The 17,453-nt window shown below is 71.7% G+C and carries 10 protein-coding genes; 3 read left to right on the forward strand and 7 right to left on the reverse strand.

Going from position 1 to position 17,453, the window contains the following annotated elements; all coding sequences use genetic code 11:
* Positions 1-3: 3 nt before the first annotated feature.
* From OHA30_RS32235 to OHA30_RS32260, 6 genes are all read right to left on the reverse strand, one after another.
* Positions 4-1,062, reverse strand: coding sequence for a TauD/TfdA family dioxygenase (locus tag OHA30_RS32235; protein ID WP_328917396.1), 1,059 nt, complete (start codon positions 1,060-1,062; stop codon positions 4-6).
* Between the two features lie 45 nt (positions 1,063-1,107).
* Positions 1,108-1,896 carry a thioesterase II family protein gene (locus OHA30_RS32240; RefSeq protein WP_328917397.1) on the reverse strand — a complete coding sequence of 263 codons (789 nt, stop codon included), beginning with the start codon at positions 1,894-1,896 and terminating at the stop codon, positions 1,108-1,110.
* Between the two features lie 121 nt (positions 1,897-2,017).
* Complete coding sequence (locus OHA30_RS32245) at positions 2,018-8,404, reverse strand: non-ribosomal peptide synthetase (protein WP_328917398.1); 6,387 nt, start codon at positions 8,402-8,404, stop codon at positions 2,018-2,020.
* Between the two features lie 419 nt (positions 8,405-8,823).
* Positions 8,824-10,251, reverse strand: coding sequence for a helix-turn-helix domain-containing protein (locus OHA30_RS32250; protein WP_328917399.1), 1,428 nt, complete (start codon positions 10,249-10,251; stop codon positions 8,824-8,826).
* A 266-nt stretch (positions 10,252-10,517) separates the two neighbouring features.
* Positions 10,518-11,702: a GDSL-type esterase/lipase family protein gene (locus OHA30_RS32255; protein ID WP_328917400.1), complete on the reverse strand. Its 1,185-nt coding sequence runs from the start codon at positions 11,700-11,702 to the stop codon at positions 10,518-10,520.
* Positions 11,703-11,791: 89 nt separating this feature from the next.
* The gene (locus OHA30_RS32260; protein WP_328917401.1) at positions 11,792-12,361 is read right to left on the reverse strand and encodes a TetR/AcrR family transcriptional regulator; all 570 of its coding nucleotides are present in this window, start codon (positions 12,359-12,361) and stop codon (positions 11,792-11,794) included.
* Positions 12,362-12,432: 71 nt separating this feature from the next.
* Between OHA30_RS32260 and OHA30_RS32265 the strand changes: the two genes are divergently transcribed.
* Together OHA30_RS32265 and OHA30_RS32270 are read left to right on the forward strand one after the other, a co-directional pair.
* Positions 12,433-12,924, forward strand: coding sequence for an FBP domain-containing protein (locus OHA30_RS32265; protein WP_328917402.1), 492 nt, complete (start codon positions 12,433-12,435; stop codon positions 12,922-12,924).
* Positions 12,925-13,158: 234 nt separating this feature from the next.
* Entirely contained in the window at positions 13,159-13,368 is a 210-nt protein-coding gene (locus tag OHA30_RS32270; RefSeq protein WP_328917403.1) for a hypothetical protein, read from the forward strand.
* Positions 13,369-13,509: 141 nt separating this feature from the next.
* Here OHA30_RS32270 and OHA30_RS32275 read toward each other — a convergent pair whose 3' ends face one another.
* Complete coding sequence (locus OHA30_RS32275) at positions 13,510-16,569, reverse strand: AfsR/SARP family transcriptional regulator (RefSeq protein ID WP_328917404.1); 3,060 nt, start codon at positions 16,567-16,569, stop codon at positions 13,510-13,512.
* 326 nt (positions 16,570-16,895) lie between these two features.
* On the opposite strand from OHA30_RS32275, the gene OHA30_RS32280 reads away from it, so the two are divergent.
* Positions 16,896-17,300, forward strand: a complete 405-nt coding sequence (locus OHA30_RS32280) for a nuclear transport factor 2 family protein (RefSeq protein WP_328917405.1) — start codon at positions 16,896-16,898, stop codon at positions 17,298-17,300.
* Positions 17,301-17,453 lie beyond the last annotated feature (153 nt).

The following is a 17,453-nucleotide window of genomic DNA, read 5'->3' on the forward strand; positions in this document are numbered from 1 at the left end:
CGCTCACTCCCCGAACACGGTCGTCGAAGGGGCGGTCTGCGGACGGCAGTCGGCCAGCGCGACCGGCTCACCCATCGCGACCAGGATCTTGCGGTCGCCCTTGTACGCCTCACGGCCGTGCGCGCACAGGATGTTGTCGACCAGCATCAGGTCACCGCGCTGCCAGGTCTCGCGGACGGTCACCCGGTCGTACACCTCGTTGATCGCGTCGACCTCGGCGTCGGTCAGCGAACTGCCGTCGCCCAGGTAGGTGTTGAACGGCAGCCCGTCCTCGCCGTACGTCTCGACCAGCACCTCGCGGACGTCCGGGTCCAGGGTGCGGCTGTTCCAGAAGGCGAAGTGGTTGAACCAGGAGCGCTCACCGGTCACCGGGTGGGTGACGATCGCCGAACGCCGCTGCCGGGTGAGCATGCTGTCGTCGTCCAGCCACTCGTAACCGACCGTGTTCTCGCGGCAGTACGCCTCGGCGACGGCCTTGTCCTCGGTGGCGAACGTCTTGTACCAGGGCAGCCCGGCCAGCTCCGAGTAGTTGCGCACCAGCAGCCAGCCGGCCCGCGCGAACCGCTCGACCAGCTCCGGCGGCAGCTGCCGCAGCGCCTCGCGCATGTCGCCGACGGTCGTCGCGCCGCCCTCCTCGGGCGCGATGACGCAGCCGAAGAGCAGCACGCCGGGGAAGTCCAGGGTGTAGCTGTTCTCGTTGTGCAGCCGGATCGGCTGGATCGCCGGGAGGTCGGTCGAGGAGAAGACGCCCTCGCCGAAGTCGGTGCGCGGGGTGGCCTTCTCCTTGTACCCGGCGCGCTGCCGGATGAGCGCGTCACGGGCACGGGCGAACCCGGCGGCGTCCTCGACCGGCAGACCGCGCAGCAGCACGGCCCCCGAGCGGTGCAACTCGGCCTGGATCGCGTCCCGGTGGTCGTCCAGCCAGCCGACGGCCGGCTCCAGGTCGTCGAAGTGCGGGACGTGCACGACGACGGGCTTGCCGGGCTTCCGTACGGGGTCGATCCCCGTCGGGAACGCGGCCGCGGCGGTGACGGTGGCGGTGGCTTGTGCGGTGGCGGGCATGGGCTGCGTCCTTAAGTGAGGGATGGGGGAACGGGGTGGGGCCGCTCAGACGGTCTGCGGCTGGGCGAACTCGCCGTCCAGGACGGGGTTCACGAGCGCGAAGAACGCGTCGAGCTGCTGCTGGAAGTAGAAGTGGCCGCCGGGCAGCATCTCCAGAGCGAAGCCGCTGCCGGTGATCTCGGCCCAGTGCGTCAGCGCCTCGACCGGAACGACCGGGTCCGCGGTGCCGCCGATCACGGTCACCGGGCAGTCGACACGTACGCCGGGCTCGCGGCACTGGTACACGTCGTCGATGGCGAAGTCCGCCCGGATCGACGGCAGGACGATCTCCCGCAGCTCGGGCTCGTCCAGGATGCCGTCGTCGGTGCCGCCGCGCTCCTTGATGGCGGCGACCAGGGCGTCGTCGTCCAGCGACTCCGGCCGCACGACGCTCGGGTTGGGCAGGAAGGGCGCCCGGCACGCCGAGGCGATCAGCGCCCGGGGGGTGCGCCCGGCCGCCTGGAGCTTTCTGACCACCTCGAACGCCACCAGCGAGCCCATGCTGTGCCCGAGCACCACCAACTCCTCGGTGTCGGCGGGCAGCGAGGCGACGACGGGCGCGGCCAGGTCGTCGATGTCCAGCGGCAGCGGCTCGGAGAAACGCGCGCCGCGACCGGGGTACTGGCCGATCAGCAGCCGCACGTCGGCGGGCAGGAACTCCCGCCACTGCGCGTACGCGTGGGCGTTGCCGCCCGCGTGCGGCAGCACCAGCAGCGAGACGCGGTGCGGTGCCGTGCCCGGCAGGTCCCATACGACGTCGTCGGGCGCGGGCGTCGGGTGCTGGGCATGACTCATGACGGACTCCGTTCGTGGATGGGTGCGCGGCGTGGCGGGAGCGGCGGTGACGGGCCTTGCGGCTCGGGGGATCGCTCAGGGGTTGCTCACGGGGGCGCTGAGGGGGTCGCTCGGGATCGCTTCAGGGGGTGAGGAGCGCGCCGGCCTCGGTGCGGCGGCGCAGCGCGGGCCTGGCCCGGCGCGGTCGTATGTCGCCCAGGTGGGTGGTGAGGGCGGCGGGGGTGGGGTGGAGGAAGACGTCGCGGATGGTGAGTCGGGCGCCGAGGGTGGCGGCGATGCGGCTGGTGAGTCGGGCGGCGAGCAGGGAGTGCCCGCCGTGGTCGAAGAAGTTGTCGTCGATCGTCAGCGGGGCCGGCGCGCCCAGCACGTCCGTGAAGAGCCCGCACATCGTGGATTCGAGCGGCGTCCTGGGCTCGCGGCCGTGGGCGGCGGCGAAGACCGGGGCGGGGAGCGCCCTCTTGTCGACCTTGCCGTTCGCGGTCAGCGGCATCCGGTCCAGCACGGTGATCGAGGCCGGAACCATGTGCTCGGGGAGCTGAGTACGCAGCCAGTCGCGGAACTCCCGTGGGCTCGTGGTGCATTCGGGTGTGGTGGTGATGTGGGCGGTGAGTTGGGGGGTGTGGTGGTGGTCGGGGTGGGTGGTGAGGGTGGCTTGGGTGATGTGGGGGTGGGTGGTGAGGGTGGTTTCGATTTCGGTGGGTTCGATGCGGAAGCCGCGGATTTTGATTTGGGTGTCGGTGCGGCCGGTGTAGTGGAGTTGGCCGTTGGGGGTCCAGTGGGCTTGGTCGCCGGTGCGGTAGAGGCGGGTGCCGGGGGGTCCGTAGGGGTTGGGGATGAAGTGGGTTGCGGTGGTGGTGGGTTGGCCGAGGTAGCCGTGGGCGAGGCCGTGTCCGGTGAGGTAGAGCTCGCCGGTGGTGCCGGGGGGTGTGGGGTTGAGATGGGTGTCGAGGACGTAGGCGTGTTTGTTGGTGATGGGTGCGCCGATGGGGACGGTGCCGGTCGGTGTCGAGGAGCGTTCGAGGGTGTGGGTGGTGGTGAAGCCCATGGATTCGGCGGGGCCGTAGCCGTTGGTGATGGTCAGGTGGGGGTGGAGGCGGTGCAGCTTGTGGACGTGGGTGGGGGAGGCGGGTTCGCCGCCGGTGTAGGCGACGCGGACGGTGGTGAAGGTCTCCGGGGCTTCGTCGGTGAGGTAGTTGAAGAGGCTGGAGGAGAGCTGGAGCATGGTCACGGCGTGGCGGTTGGCGAGTTCGGTGATGTGGACCGGTTCGGGTCGCTGGCCGGGTTGGAGGACGGTGGTGCCGCCGTGGAGGAGTGCGCCCCAGAACTCCAGCGAGAAGGCGTCCCAGGAGACGGGGGAGCACTGGAGGAAGGTCTCGTCCGGGCCGAAGGTGCAGTAGGTCTGTGCGGTGACGGTCGAGATGAGGTTCCGGTGTGAGGACAGGATGCCCTTGGGCCGTCCGGTGGACCCGGAGGTGAACATCACGCAGGCCGTGTCCGGCCCGGTCACGGCAGCGCCCAGGTTCTGGGCGGGCTGTGCGGCGATACGGTCCGCGTCGGTGTCCAGCCGGATGACGGACCACGGGCCCTCGACGCGCTGGTGATGGGCGAGATCCGTGACGAGAGTGGTGATGCCGGCGTCGGTGGCGGTGCGGGCGAGGCGGTCGTCGGGGAACTCGGGGTCGAGGAGGGCGTAGGCGGCTCCGGTCTTGACGGTGGCGAGGACGGCGGTGGTGAAGTCCGTACCGCGTTCCAGCAGGACTCCGGCCATCTGCCCGCGGCCCAGTCCGAGCGAACGCAGGTGGTGGGCAAGCCGGTTGGCGCGGTGGTTCAACTCCCCGTAGGAAACCGTCTGTTCGCCGAAGACGACCGCCGGGTGGTCCGGTCGTAGTGCCGCCTGGCGTTCGAAGAGAGCCGTGAGCGAGGTGTCCTTGATCGGGGCCGTCGTCGCGTTCCACTCCTCGACCACCAGCCGCCGTTCGGCCGGGTCGAGCAGGTCGGCCGAGGAGAGGGTGAGGGCGGGGTCGGCGACGGCCTGCTCCAGCATGCGGCGCAGCATCGCGACCATCCGCCGGACGCTCCCGCGCTCAAAGATCGCGGAGTCGTAGAGCACTTGGCCGGTGAGGCCGTGTGTGTCGTCGCCGCTGAGCAGGAATTCCAGGTCGAACTTGACCGAGCCGTTGGTGAACGGCCGCACCTCGCCGGAGCGCAGGCCGGCGCCGGGCAGTCCGAACTCGGGCGCGGCTCCGTTCTCCAGGGCGAGGCAGATCTGGAAGAGCGGGTGCCGGGCCAGCGAACGCTCGGGGCTGACCGCTTCGAGCACGACGTCGAACGGCGCTTCGGCATGCGCGAAGGCGTCCAGATCGGCGGTACGTACCCGGGCCAGCAGCTCGCGGAAGGTCGGATCGCCCGAGGTGTCGGTGCGCAGCACCAGTGTGTTGACGAAGAAGCCCACCAGGTCGGCCAGCGCGTCGTCGGACCGTCCGGCCACGGGCGAACCGATCGGGAGGTCCGTGCCGGCGCCCAGCCGGGTGAGCGTCGCGGCCAGCGCGCTCTGCACCACCATGAACGGCGTGCACTGCTCGGCCCGCGCCAACTCGCTGACCTGACGGAGAAGTTCGGGCCCGAAGTCGAGCGGTACCGTCCCTCCCCTGTGACTCGCCACCGCCGGCCGCGGGCGGTCCAGCGTCAGCCCCAGCTCCTCGGGCAGCTCGGCGAGAGCCCGCCGCCAGTAGCCGAGTTCACCGCTGAGCACGCTGTCCGGATCGGAGGCCCCGCCCAGGAACCGCCGCTGCCAGAGCGCGTAGTCGGCGTAGCGTACCGGGAGTTGGGCCCACTGCGGCTCACGGCCCGAACGCCGTGCCTCGTACGCGGTCGCCAGATCCCCGAAGAGCGGTCGCAGCGACTGCCCGTCGGTGGCGATGTGGTGCAGCAGGACCAGGAGCACATACGCGTCACCGCCGAGGTCGAACAGGGTGACGCGCAGGGGGAGTTCGACGGCCAGATCGAAGGCGTGACCCGCCGACGTACGCAACTCCGCGTCCAGGTCCTCCGGCGAGACGGCTCGGCGTGAGAAGACCACCGAGGCGTCCTCGGGGGAGAGCACCCGCTGATACGGGTCACCGTCCGCGACGCCGAAGACCGTACGCAAAGGCTCATGACGTTCCGTCAGATCCTGGAAGCCCGCCCGCAGGGCCTCGACGTCCAGGTCACCGTCGAGACGTACGGACAGCGGCACGTTGTACGCCGTTCCGCCGCCGCCCTCCATGCCGGAGATCAGCCACAGGCGCCGCTGCGCGTACGACAGGGGGAGCCGGTCCGGGCGCGGCGAGACGGCCGTCAGCGCAGGGCGGGGGCGCTGCGCGCCCTCCGACCGGGTGGCGAGATGGGTGGTGAGGGTGGCGGGGGTGGGGTGGAGGAAGACGTCGCGGATGGTGAGCCGGGCGCCGAGGGTGGTGGCGATGCGGCTGGTGAGCCGGGCGGCGAGCAGGGAGTGTCCGCCGTGGTCGAAGAAGTTGTCGTCGATGGTCAGCGGGGCCGGCGTGGCGAGCACGTCGGTGAAGAGCCCGCAGACGATCTCCTCCAACGGCGTGCGCGGCGCCCGGCCGTGGGCGGCGGTGAGCACCGGGGCGGGCAGCGCCCTCTTGTCGACCTTGCCGTTGGCGGTGAGCGGCATCCGGTCGAGCAGGACGACATACGCGGGGATCATGTGCTCCGGCAGCCGCTCGCGCAGCCAGTCGCGTACGGCGCGGGGGTCGAGGCCGGCGGCTTCCGTGGTGGTGATGTGGGCGGTGAGTTGGGGGGTGTGGTGGTGGTCGGGGTGGGTGGTGAGGGTGGCTTGGGTGATGTGGGGGTGGGTGGTGAGGGTGGTTTCGATTTCGGTGGGTTCGATGCGGAAGCCGCGGATTTTGATTTGTGTGTCGGTGCGGCCGGTGTAGTGGAGTTGTCCGTTGGGGGTCCAGTGGGCTTGGTCGCCGGTGCGGTAGAGGCGGGTGCCGGGGGGTCCGTAGGGGTTGGGGATGAAGTGGGTTGCGGTGGTGGTGGGTTGGCCGAGGTAGCCGTGGGCGAGTCCGTGTCCGGTGAGGTAGAGCTCGCCGGTGGTGCCGGGGGGTGTGGGGTTGAGGTGGGTGTCCAGGACGTAGGCGTGCTTGTTGGTGATCGGTGAACCGATCGGGACGGTGGTCTGTGCGGTGGTGGTCCGGGGGATGGTGTGGGTGGTGGTGAAGCCCATGGACTCGGCGGGGCCGTAGCCGTTGGTGATGGTCAGGTCCGGGTACCGCTGGTGGAGGGCGTGGACGTGCGTCGGAGAAGCGGGTTCGCCACCCGTATAGGCGATCCGGACCGTCTGGAACGTCTCCGGGGCTTCGTCGGTGAGGTAGTTGAAGAGGCTGGAGGAGAGCTGGAGCATCGTGACGCGGTGACGGTTGGCCAGTTCGGTGATGTGGACCGGTTCGGGCCGCTGGCCCGGCTGCAACACCGTGGTGCCGCCATGGAGGAGGGCACCCCAGAACTCCAGGGAGAAGGCGTCCCAGGAGACCGGCGAGCACTGGAGGAAGACTTCCTGCGGTCCGAAGGTGCAGTAGGTCTGTGCGGTGACGGTCGAGATCAGGTTCCGGTGGGAGGACAGGATGCCCTTGGGCCGCCCGGTGGACCCGGAGGTGAACATCACGCACACCGTGTCCAGCCCGGAGACCGTCACCCCGAGGTCGCTGTCGGCCGCTGCCGCGATCCTGGCGCGGTCCGCGTCCACGCGTACGGTCGTCCAGTCGCCGCCGATCCGGGAGCCGTGGGTGCCGTCGCTGATCAGCATGGTGATGCCGGCGTCGTTGGCGGTGCGGGCGAGGCGGTCGTCGGGGAATTCGGGGTCGAGGAGGGCGTAGGCGGCGCCGGTTTTGACGGTGGCGAGGACGGCGGTGGCGAAGTCCGTGCCGCGTTCCAGCAGGACCCCGGCCATCTGCCCGCGGCCCAGGCCGAGCGAACGCAGGTGGTGGGCGAGCCGGTTGGCGCGGTGGTTCAACTCGCCGTAGGAGAGGGTCTGTTCGCCGAAGACGACCGCCGGCTGGTCCGGCCGTAGCGCCGCCTGGCGCTCGAAGAGAGCCGCGAGCGAGGTGTCCTCGATCGGGGCCGCCGTCGCGTTCCACTCCTCGACCACCAGCCGCCGTTCGGCCGGGTCGAGGACCGGCAGCCGGCCGAGGGGGGAGTCGGGGTCGGCGAGGGCCGTGTCGACGAAGCGGAGGAAGCGGTCCTGGTGGGCGGCGATCGCGTCCAGGTCGCAGACGTCGGGCGCGGCGTCGAAGTCGACGCGCAGGCCGAGGTCCGGGCCGAGGTCGTAGACGGCGATGGCCAGATCCTCGACCGGGCCGTTGCCGAGGTTGCGCTGCACCGTGGGGTGGCCGGCGAAGGTCAGCCCGGGGTCGAAGGCCATGATGTTGACGAGCGGCGCCGTGATCCGGCGCTCCGACTCCCCGAGGCCCAGGTCGCGGCACATGTCCTCGTAGCGGGTCCGCTGGTGCTTGAGGCCGCCGCGGACCTCGCGGACGACCCCGGCGACCAGCTCGGCGAAGGTGCGGCCGGTGTCGACGTCCAGCCGCAGCGGCAGCACGTTCGAGACCATGCCCGGGGTGCGGCGGCTCAGCTCGGTGGTGCGGGCGGTCACCGGGAGGCCGACGACGAGTTCGTCGTGGCCGCTGACCCGGTGGACGTAGGCCGCCACCAGCGCGACGACCATCATCGTCCAGGGCGCCCGGCGGCCGCGGGCCACCGCCTTGAGCCGGTCGGCGTCGGCCGCGGGCAGGAAGACCGTACGGCGGACGAACGGCACCGCCGGGCCCGGCGTGTGGCCCTCGCCGATCCGCGGGGTCTCCGGCAGCCCGGTCAGATGCTCCGCCCAGTACGCCCGGTCGTCCGCGGCCGACTGCGAGGCGCGGTACTCGGCGTCCTCGGCGAGGAGTTCGGCCATCGTGCCGAACGGGCTCGGCCCCCAGGGCTCACCGGCGGTCGCCTGCTCGTACAGCTCGATGAGGCGCCGTTCGATCAGGGCCACCCCCAGGCCGTCGATGACCAGGTGGTGATAGCCCTGATAGAAGACGAAGCGGTCGTCGGCGAGTTTGATCAGCGCGTGGCTGCTGAGCGGGCCCACCGCGAGGTCGACCGGCCGGGCGCGATCGGCCGCCAGCCACACACGGGCCGCCTCGTCCGGGTCGGCCTCGCCGCTCATGTCGAGAAAGGGGAGCCGGCGGTCGCCCGGTTCGGCGTCGAGGAGCTGCCAGATCCCGTCCTCGTCGTGTTCGGTGCCGCGAATCCGCAGGACATCGGCCTCGCGGACGAGCTGGTACCAGCAGTCGGCCAGCACGTCCGGGTCGATCGGGCCCAGGATCTTCCGGCTGTCGCCGATGTTGTAACGGCGGCGGGTGCGGTCCACGTCGTGCGCCATCCAGATGTCGCGCTGCGCGGCCGACAGCGGCAGCCGGACCGTGCCGGGCCGGTCGGCGGTGTGCTGGTCAGACGCCATGGGTGGCTCCTTCTGCATCGGCGGTGCGGGGGCGCTTCCCGCTTCGGGACGGCGGAATCCGCGGGGTGCGGGCGGGTACGGGTGCGGCGTGCTCGGGGCGGCTCGCGGTACGGCCTTCCGGGGCGTTGCGGGGACGCCGTACCCCGGGCGCCGGGCATGCCGGGGCACACGGGCGGGCGAGGGACGACGGTCGGCGCGGGAACGGGGTGCGCGGGCGGTACGGGCGTGCGTCAGGCGCGGCTCACGGGCCGCGGCGTACCCGGGGTGGGCTTGCGCGGGCCACGGTTTGCGGGGAACCGAGGCGTACGAACGACAGCGGTACGCCACGGCCTTGCGAAGTACGGGGAAGAGCTCGTGCACTCATTCAATCCGCGCCGCCGGTCGCCGGGCGGCACTTCCTACGGCACTCCGGGAGCAGCTCAGCCCGCGGCGGCAGCCAGCCGTACCGGGGCACTGCCGTCGGCAGCCCGCGCGGCCGGGTGCAGGGCGCGGACCAGCCGCAGCACCTGGAACTGGGCGCGGCCGGAGTCGTGGCCGGTCCGTATCACCCCGTGGATCAGCAGGTCGCGCACCATCCGGCCGCAGTCGCCCGGCGCGCGGCCGGTGAGCGCGACGACGTCGGCCAGGTCGAATTCCGCCTGGGGCCTGGCGCACAGCGCGGCCAGCAGCGCTCCCTGGCCGGCCGGCAGCCGGCGCAGCCGGTGGTGGAGGGCCTGGCGGAAGTACCGGCCGCCGTCGCCGCCCGCGAGGTGGTCGAGCAGCGGCGCGGGGTCGGAGCCCGCGCAGTCGCGCAGGGTGGGCAGGTCGTAGACCATCAGCCAGGACGCGGCGGCGGCCAGCGCCATGGGCAGCCCGTCCAGCCGCCGGCAGATCTCCGCGACCTGCGCCAGATCGGCGGAGGAGGGCGCGAACTCGGGCCGGACCCGGCGCAGTTGCGACAGGAAGACCCGTACGGCCGGGATGTCGCCGAAGGCGGTGAAGCCTCGGTCGTCCGTCACGCGGGCGGGCGGTATGTCCAACGGGCCGAGCAGGAAGGTGCGTTCACCGGGTACGTCCCAGGGACGGTCACCGGTGACGAGCATCCGCAGCCCGGGGCAGTCGCGCAGCAGCCGGGACAGCCGCTCGGGGCGCGGCGGCTCGGCGGGGGCGCCGTCGAGTACGAGTAACACCTGCCGTTCGCCGACGAGTTCGGTGAGCACGTCCACACCGCCCGACCCGGCGCCGGCCCCCACGGACAGCGGCCCGGGACCGTACAGATCCGCCACGCAGCCGCTCACCAGCGCGGACAGTCCGCTCTCCATGGAGCTGAGATAGTCGGGCGCGGCGCCGGGAAAGGCGAACCACAGCACCGGCAGCCCCTCGCCGTGCAGCCGGTCGGCCACCTCAAGTGCCAGCCGGCTCTTGCCGACACCGCTCAGCCCCACCACGTTGACCAGCCGCTCCACCCCGCCGATCAGCTCCCGGACCAGCACGGCCGTCTCCGCCTCACGGCCGACCGCCGGGTGGAGCGCGGTCGGCGGCGCGGGCGGATCTTCGGAGAGGTCACATATGACCGGGTCCGTGAAATGCCGCTGCTGGACGGCGGATTCGAGCGCGGCCCGGGCCCGGTCGCCGAGCCGCAGGGCGTCGGCGATCAGTCTGATGGTCTCCGGCCGGGGACGTCTGGCCCTGCCCTGCTCCAGATTGCGGATGGCCCGCATGCTGATGGTGGACAGGTCCGCCAGCTCGCGCTGGGTCAGTCCGATCCGCAGCCGGTGGCCGCGGATCAGGGCGCCGAACCGCGCGGTGTCCTCGGACCCGGTGGCGGCCTGCTCGCCGGACACGGTTGCCGGGTGGGGCCTGGTCATGTGCTCTCCCGCCAGTCGTCGTGGGGAACCCGGTGACGGCCGCCGGCCGGCGCCCTGTGGTTCGGGCGTCCGGCGGCCCGGTTCCGGACTCCCATGGTCCGCGTCGCGCTATCGGTCGGGCATCACCGGACCAAGGAATCCGGTGGGCCTCCTATCACGGACCCCGGATCACCGGCGCGGACACCGGCCGCACGGCCGCGGTCAGGACATGGCGGCCGCGGTCCTCCTCCTCCGGCGGCTGGGCACTGTCCCGGTCCTGTCGGGACTCAGGCGCGTTCGGCGGTGAACGGGCCGCCGGGAGAGAAGGCCAGGCCGGAGAAGCGCTCGCCCATCCGGCGGTGCGCGGCGGCGTCCGGGTGGAGCTGGTCGGGCAGCGGCAGCTCGGCGAAGTCCGCCTCGCCGTAGAGTTCGCGGCCGTCGAGGCAGTGCAGATTGGGGTCCTTGGCCGCTCGCTGCTTCACGATGCGGACCAGTTCGTCCCGGATGACGGTGAGGGTCAGCTTCCCGCCGGCCCGTTCCTCGGCGGTGCCCGCGGCCCGGAATTCGAGCTTTCCCGCGCTGATGTCGCCGAAGTCCGGGAGGCTGGGGCCGGGCGTGTCCTCGTGGATGGGGCACAGAACGGGTGAGACGACCAGGAGCGGCGTCGTGGGGTGGCCCTCGCGGATGGTGTCGAGGAAGCCGTGCACCGCCGGACCGAACGCGCGCAGGCGCATCAGGTCGGCGTTGACGAGATTGATGCCGATCTTGACGCTGATCAGGTCCGCGGGGGTGTCCCGCATGGTCCGCGCGACGAAGGGGTCGAGCAGGGCGCTGCCGCCCAGGCCCAGGTTGATCAGCTCCACGCCGCCGAGACGGGCGGCCAGCGCGGGCCAGGTGGTGGTGGGGCTCTCGGCGTTGGAGCCGTGGCTGATCGAACTGCCGTGGTGCAGCCACACCCTGCGGCCGCCGGCCGGTACGGGCTCGACGGGTGCGTCGGTGCGCAGGGCGGCGAGTTCGGTGGTCTCGTTGTGCGGCAGCCAGATCTCGACGACCTTGACGCGGTCGGGCAGGCCGGTGAAGCGGAGGGTGCCGACCGGGCCGGGTCGCCTCTCGGCGGTCCCGGCGGTCATGTCGATGGTCAGGACGTTGCCGCCCGGCACGCCGGCCCGGCCGGCCAGGTGGCCGTCGACGAGCAGGTCGTACACGCCGTCCGGGCGGGGCGGCGCGCCCACGTAGACCTGCTTGGTGGCCAGCGTGTCCAGTTCGACGGCCGTGGCCCGGGTACGGAAGACCAGCCGTACGCCCGAGGGCTGGGACTCGGCCATGGCCAGCTGCCCGTCCGCGCACTGGGCGCGGGCCCAGGCGGGCAGCCGGTGCGGCAGCACACCGTGCGCGGTGCGCTCCAGATCGAGGGCGCCGCGCAGGAGGTCCGCGGTGACGGGTGTGGTGATCCAGTTGTCCGTGGTGTCCATCGGTCCCAGCCTGTCGGTCAAAGTGTCGCTGTCGTCTGTTGCCGCCACCGCGCCGCGCGGGCGGGGGTCCACGGCTCGCGGGAGCCCGGTCAGGGTGCGGGCCAGTTCCGCAGCAGGGCGTCGAGGGAGTCCAGGATCCGCGTCCAGCTCTCCTGGGAGTCGGGGGCGCTGTGGCTGAACCCGCCCCCCGTCTCCAGGCTGACATAGCCGTGGAAGACGCTGCCCAGCAGCCGGACCGCGTGCGTCTGGTCCGGCTCCGTCAGGTCGTAGCCACGCAGGATCGCCCGCGTCATCTGTGCGTGTCTGACGCCGGCGCTGGCGGCCGCCGTCTGCGGATCGAGCCTCAGCTGGGCCGCCGCGTAGCGGCCGGGGTGCTCCCTGGCGTAGTCGCGGTAGACGTTCGCGAGGGCGGTCAGGGCGTCCTTGCCGGCCCGCCCGGCCAGGGCGGCGGCACCCCGGTCGGCGAGTTCCTCCAGGGCGAGCAGGGCGATCCTGGTCCTGAGGTCCTGGGAGTTCTTCATGTGCGAGTACAGACTCGCGACCTTGACATCGAACCGCCTGGCCAGCGCCGAGACGGTCACCTGGTCGAAGCCGACCTCGTCGGCGAGTTCCGCTCCCGCCCGGGTCAGGCGTTCCGTGGTCAGTCCTGCGCGTGCCATACCCTTCCTCCCGATCGGCGTAAGTCACTAGTTATTTGCCTAATAGCTTTAGGCAAATTAGCATACCCGATATGAAACCGATGACTGAGCAAGAGATCCGTGCCGCGTTCGTGAACTGCAGCAAGGGCGAGGCGAAGCGCCTGTCCGTACCGCGTGACCTGGCCGACCGGCCCTGGGACGACCTGGACTTTCTCGGCTGGCGAGATCCTCAGGCCCCCGACCGTGCCTATCTCGTCATGGAGCTGGACGGCCGGCCGAGGGCCCTCGTACTGCGCTCTTCCGGACCTTCCTCCGGGGGGATGCGGCGCAGCATGTGCTCGGTGTGCGTGACCACCCATGTCGGCGGCGTCTCCCTGCTGGTCGCGCCGAAGGCGGGAAAGGCCGGACAGCAGGGCAACTCGGTGGGCACCTACATGTGCGACGACCTCTCCTGCTCGCTGTACGTGCGAGGCAGGAAGGACGCGGGCCCCGGCGCACGGCTCCACGAGACGATCACTCTGGAGGAGAAGATCCAGCGGACCGTGGCGAACATCTCGGCGTTCGTCGCCAAGGTGATGGCATGACCTCGGATGGTCATGAGGTCGGCGACCCCGCCCGCCCGGCTATCACCGCCCGCGCCGCGGTCACCCGCCCGCCCGGCTATCACCGCCCGAGCCGCTATCACCGGCCGCCGTGGGCCCGCCCCGGCGGCCGCGGTGATAGTGCGGGGATAGCGGCGGGGACGATCCGGCGATTCCGGCCCTTCCTAACGTGATGCTCACGAAGAACGAAGCGCATCACGATGAAGGGAAACCCCGATGACCGGCACCCAGGCCCTGCGGACCGCACTTGTGACCGTCGCCCTCGCCGCCGCCGCACTGCTGGGCACGCAGGTCGCCCACGCGGACTCCACCCCCGGCCCGCAGGCCGGCCAGACGCAGACCGCCCAGGGCTCGGGCGGCACCATCCCCAACGACCCGGCGCCGAGCCCCACGAACTCCCCCGACATGAACAACCCCTGGGACTGACGGCCCGCGCCTCGGCCCCGAGCCGACCGCGCGCCGACTGGCCGGCAGCACCCGCCGGGCCTCGTACCCGGGCCGGGAAGCACCGCTTCGCACGCCGGCGTCAAGACCCTTCGCGAGATCCCACCGCACCCGCCTCGCCGCTCAGCCGGCGTCCCCCGCCGCCCCCGGCGGCACCGCGCCACCCGCGGGCATCGCCCCCGGTGCGACACCCAACAGCCGCTCGGCCTCCCGCAGTTCCCGAGGCATCCGCCGATCGCGGAACGCCCGGGCCGCGGCCTCCAGCAGGTCCTTCGACCGGGAGTGCTCCCCGGTCCGCTCCAGCAGACGCGCCAGGTCCAGCCGGACCATCGCCGCACCCCCCTGGTCCATGATCTGCTCACGCACCGCCAGCGCGCTGTCGAAGAAACGCTTCGCCTGATCGTTCAGCCCCATGACCGCCAGCGCCTGCCCCAGATCGCGCAGCAGATGGCCCTCGCCGATCACATCGCCGGTCTCCCGGCACAGATCGAGCACCTCGGTGAGGGTACGGACGGCCTGCTCGTGCTCGTCGCGCTGGAGCTGCACCTGACCGACCCGCCGCAGCGTACGCGCCAGGCCGCCGGTGTAGCCGACCGTACGGTAGATGCCCAGCGCCTCGTCCAACTGCGCCTGGGCGCTGTCGTGGTGCCCCCGGCGCATCCAGATGTGCGCGCGCTGCGTCAGGACGATCGCCCGCCCCACCACATCGCCGACCTTGTCGAAGTCCCGCAGGGAATCGGCGTAGAGCGACAGCGCGAGGTCGTCGTTGCCCTGCATCCGCTCCAGCAGGGCCAGGTCGCGGCGGCACAGCGCGAGCCCGTGGGCGTCGCCGAGTTCGGTGAAGAGACCGAGCGCGGAACCGAGCGCCGTACGCGACTCCTCGTGCTGCCGGCGGCTGAGATAGAGCGAGCCGAGAGAGGTCAGCAGCGCCGCCGTGCCCCGCGTGTTGTTCGCCGACCGTACGGCCGACAGCGCCAGTTGATGCGTGCGCTCCCAGTCGTCGAGATAGCCGCGCACCTCGAACAGCGTCACCAGCGTCGTGGCCAGGTCCCAGCTCAGCTCGTGCATCTGCTCGCGGGCCGCGTGCTCCACGGCCTGGCACAGATTGGTGTGTTCGCCGTCCAGCCACTCCAACGGGTCGACCAGCAGCTCGTCCGCGACGGCCGCCGGCGGCCGCCAGCGCGGCGCGGTGCCGTGCAGCACCGTGAAGTCCCCTCCGTAGACGCGCCGATGGGCCTGCTCGGCCAGCGAGAGCCAGCCGCCCATCATCCGCTCCAGCGCCGCGGACTGCACGGCGGGCTCGTCGTGCGCGGCCAGTTGCTCACGGGCGAAGACCCGGATGATCTCGTGGAAGCGATAGCGGAACCCGCCGGTGCTCTCCACGCCGACGACATCCAGCATCTGCACGTCGACCAGCGGCTCCAGCAGGTCCGAGGGGAACGGCCGGTCGTCGTCCAGCAGCGCGCCCGCCAGCCAGCCCGGCAGCGTGGTGCCCTGCGCCAGCGAGAGCAGCCGCAGTAACCTGCGGTCCTCGGCGGCCAGTCCGTCGTGGGTCAGCGACAGACTGGCCCGCATGGTGAGTTCGCCGTGCGTCAACTCGTCCAGCCGGTGCCGCTCGTTGGCCAGCCGCTGGACCATCGACGCCAGGGACCAGTGCGGGCGCGCGGCGAGCCGGGCGGCCACGATCCGCAGCGCCAGCGGCAGTCCGCCCACCGTGCGGATCAGCGCCTCGGCGGCCACCGACTCGCGCGAGACCCGCTCCCCGCCGATCACCCGCACCAGCAGCTCCAGCGCGCTGGCCGTACTGAGCACGTCCAGCTCGACCCGGTACGCCCCCGGCAGCGCGGTCAGCCGCACCCGGCTGGTGATCAGCACCGCACACGTACGGCTGCCCGGCAGCAGCGGCAGCACCTGGCTCTCGGACGCGGCGTCGTCCAGCACCACCAGCACCCGGCGGGCGGCCAGCAGCGTACGGTACATCTCCGCGCGCTCGTCCAGGGCCTCGGGGATCACCGGGCCCGGGATGCCCAGCGCCCGCAGAAAGCGGCCCAGCACCTCGGCCGAGGTCGCCGGGGTGCCCGTACCGCGCAGATCGCAGTACAGCTGGCCGTCCGGGAAACCGGTGTCGCTCAGCCGGTGCGCGATGTGCGTGGCCAGGGTGGACTTGCCGGTGCCCGGCTTGCCGACGATCACCGTGACACCCACCGCGTGCCGGGTGCCGTCACCGGTCAAGGCCCGCTCGATGCCCGCGATCTGCTCCTCGTCCTCCACGAAGTCAGCGGTGTCGGCGGGAAGTTGGCGGGGGATCTCCTCGCGGTACGCGGGCGGGGGCGGTGCCTCGACCGGCGGGGGAGCGGGCTCGGCGGGCGCGGGACGGCGCAAGGGCTCGGTCCCGGCATGCAGCGCGGGGTCGCCGGACAGGATCGCCGACTCCAACTGCCGCAGCTCGCCGCCCGGATCGAGGCCGAGTTCGTCGGCGAGCAGCGCCCGGCCCTCGCGATAGGACTCCAGCGCCTCTGCCTGCCGCCCCGACCGGTACAGCGCCAGCATCAGCAGCCCGCGCAGCCGCTCCCGCAACGGGTGCTCGTGCACGAGGAGTTGGATCTCGCCGACCAATTGGTGATGGCGGCCGAGGTCCAGCTCCAGCTGGATACGGGTCTCGATCGCGTTCAGCCGCTCCTCGTCCAGCTGCTGTGCCTTGCTGCGCAGGGTGTCGCTGGAGACCCCGCCGAGGCAGTCGCCGAGCCAGAGTTCGCCCGCAGCCCGCAGGGTGTCGGCGGCCTCCGCGGTGCGGCCGTCCTTGCCCAGCAGCCGGGCCTCGGCCAGCCGGCGGGCGAAGATCGCCGCGTCCACGCTCTCGCCGTCGGCCTTGAGCACATAGCCGGGCGGCCGGGTGGTGATAGCCGCGTCGATACCCGCCCCGGCGAAGATCTTGCGGAGCCGGGAGACACAGATCTGCACCTGGGTGCGCGCGGTGTCCGGCGGCTCGTCGTTCCAGATCAGGTCCACCAGATACTCGGTGCTCACCACCCGGTTCACTTCGAGCAGCAGCGCCGCGAGGATCACTTCCTGCCGGCCCGGGGGGATACGGATGGCCCCGCCGGCGCCGATGAGCTGGAGCGGCCCGAGTATCCGGAACACCAGCGGGTCGGCCGCGGCGCCCTCGCCGGACGTATCGGACATGCCTCTCCCAGCTCGGGCACGGGTGCAAGCGGGTAGCAACCAGGACGGATCAAGCTCCGCCGCAAGTCTTACGGAACGTAGGCGTTTCTGTCCATAGCGTGGATATTGCGTGCTCATGCCATCACACGCAACGGTCGCCGTACGGGCGGTGTCGCGGCCGTCGGCTGGGCCATTGGTACAGGCGAACCGGGGGAGTCGGTGATAGCGCGACGATAGTGCGGGGTTGCGCGGTGGGTGGACCGTGTGCATGGCGGCGGGTTTCCGTTCGCCGCGGTGATACACGTGAGGCCCGTGGGGCGGAACGGTCCGAACGGAAGGACAAACTCGTGAACCATCAGCAGGCCGGAAGGCTCCGGCTCAGTCCCGCGGTGACGGCGACCGGTATCGACCATGTACGGCTGGCGTACGACTATCTGGACAGCGACGACGTGGACGGATACGGCTCGCTGCTGGACGAGAACGTCTCCCTGGACCGGCCCGACATCCCGCCCGCGCGCGGCCGGGCCGAGGTGATCCGGATGCACCTGGACCGGGTCGTCCCCCGGGCGCACCACCGGATCGAGCGGATCGTGGCGGAGGGGGACAGCGTGGTGGCCGTCGGCCGGCTCTCGCAGGAGTCCGGCGCGCGCTCGTACGACAGGCGGGGTGTCGGATTCGTGGACGTCTTCACGCTCTCCGACGAAGGCATGCTGCTGGGCTGTCGCCGCTACTACTTCACCTCGCCGGGCTGATTCGGCGGTGGGCTGATCCGGCGGGGACTGATCCGGCTTGGGCCGAAACGGCGGCGGGCACCGGCTGCACCGCACTAAGTTATCCTTAGTGCGGTCGAGCGGCGGTCTGCCGCTGTGACGGCCGATGTCCATGCGTATGGATGTCCACGAGTG

Source organism: Streptomyces sp. NBC_00223 (genome assembly GCF_036199905.1).
Lineage (GTDB): Bacteria > Actinomycetota > Actinomycetes > Streptomycetales > Streptomycetaceae > Actinacidiphila.

Excerpts from the sequence above, each read along its gene's own strand:
- OHA30_RS32260 (WP_328917401.1), bottom strand. The coding sequence starts at position 12,361 with ATGGCACGCGCAGGACTGACCACGGAACGCCTGACCCGGGCGGGAGCG.
- OHA30_RS32245 (WP_328917398.1), bottom strand. The coding sequence starts at position 8,404 with ATGGCGTCTGACCAGCACACCGCCGACCGGCCCGGCACGGTCCGGCTG.
- OHA30_RS32275 (WP_328917404.1), bottom strand. The coding sequence starts at position 16,569 with ATGTCCGATACGTCCGGCGAGGGCGCCGCGGCCGACCCGCTGGTGTTC.
- OHA30_RS32255 (WP_328917400.1), bottom strand. The coding sequence starts at position 11,702 with ATGGACACCACGGACAACTGGATCACCACACCCGTCACCGCGGACCTC.
- OHA30_RS32265 (WP_328917402.1), top strand. The coding sequence starts at position 12,433 with ATGAAACCGATGACTGAGCAAGAGATCCGTGCCGCGTTCGTGAACTGC.
- OHA30_RS32235 (WP_328917396.1), bottom strand. The coding sequence starts at position 1,062 with ATGCCCGCCACCGCACAAGCCACCGCCACCGTCACCGCCGCGGCCGCG.
- OHA30_RS32270 (WP_328917403.1), top strand. The coding sequence starts at position 13,159 with ATGACCGGCACCCAGGCCCTGCGGACCGCACTTGTGACCGTCGCCCTC.
- OHA30_RS32240 (WP_328917397.1), bottom strand. The coding sequence starts at position 1,896 with ATGAGTCATGCCCAGCACCCGACGCCCGCGCCCGACGACGTCGTATGG.
- OHA30_RS32250 (WP_328917399.1), bottom strand. The coding sequence starts at position 10,251 with ATGACCAGGCCCCACCCGGCAACCGTGTCCGGCGAGCAGGCCGCCACC.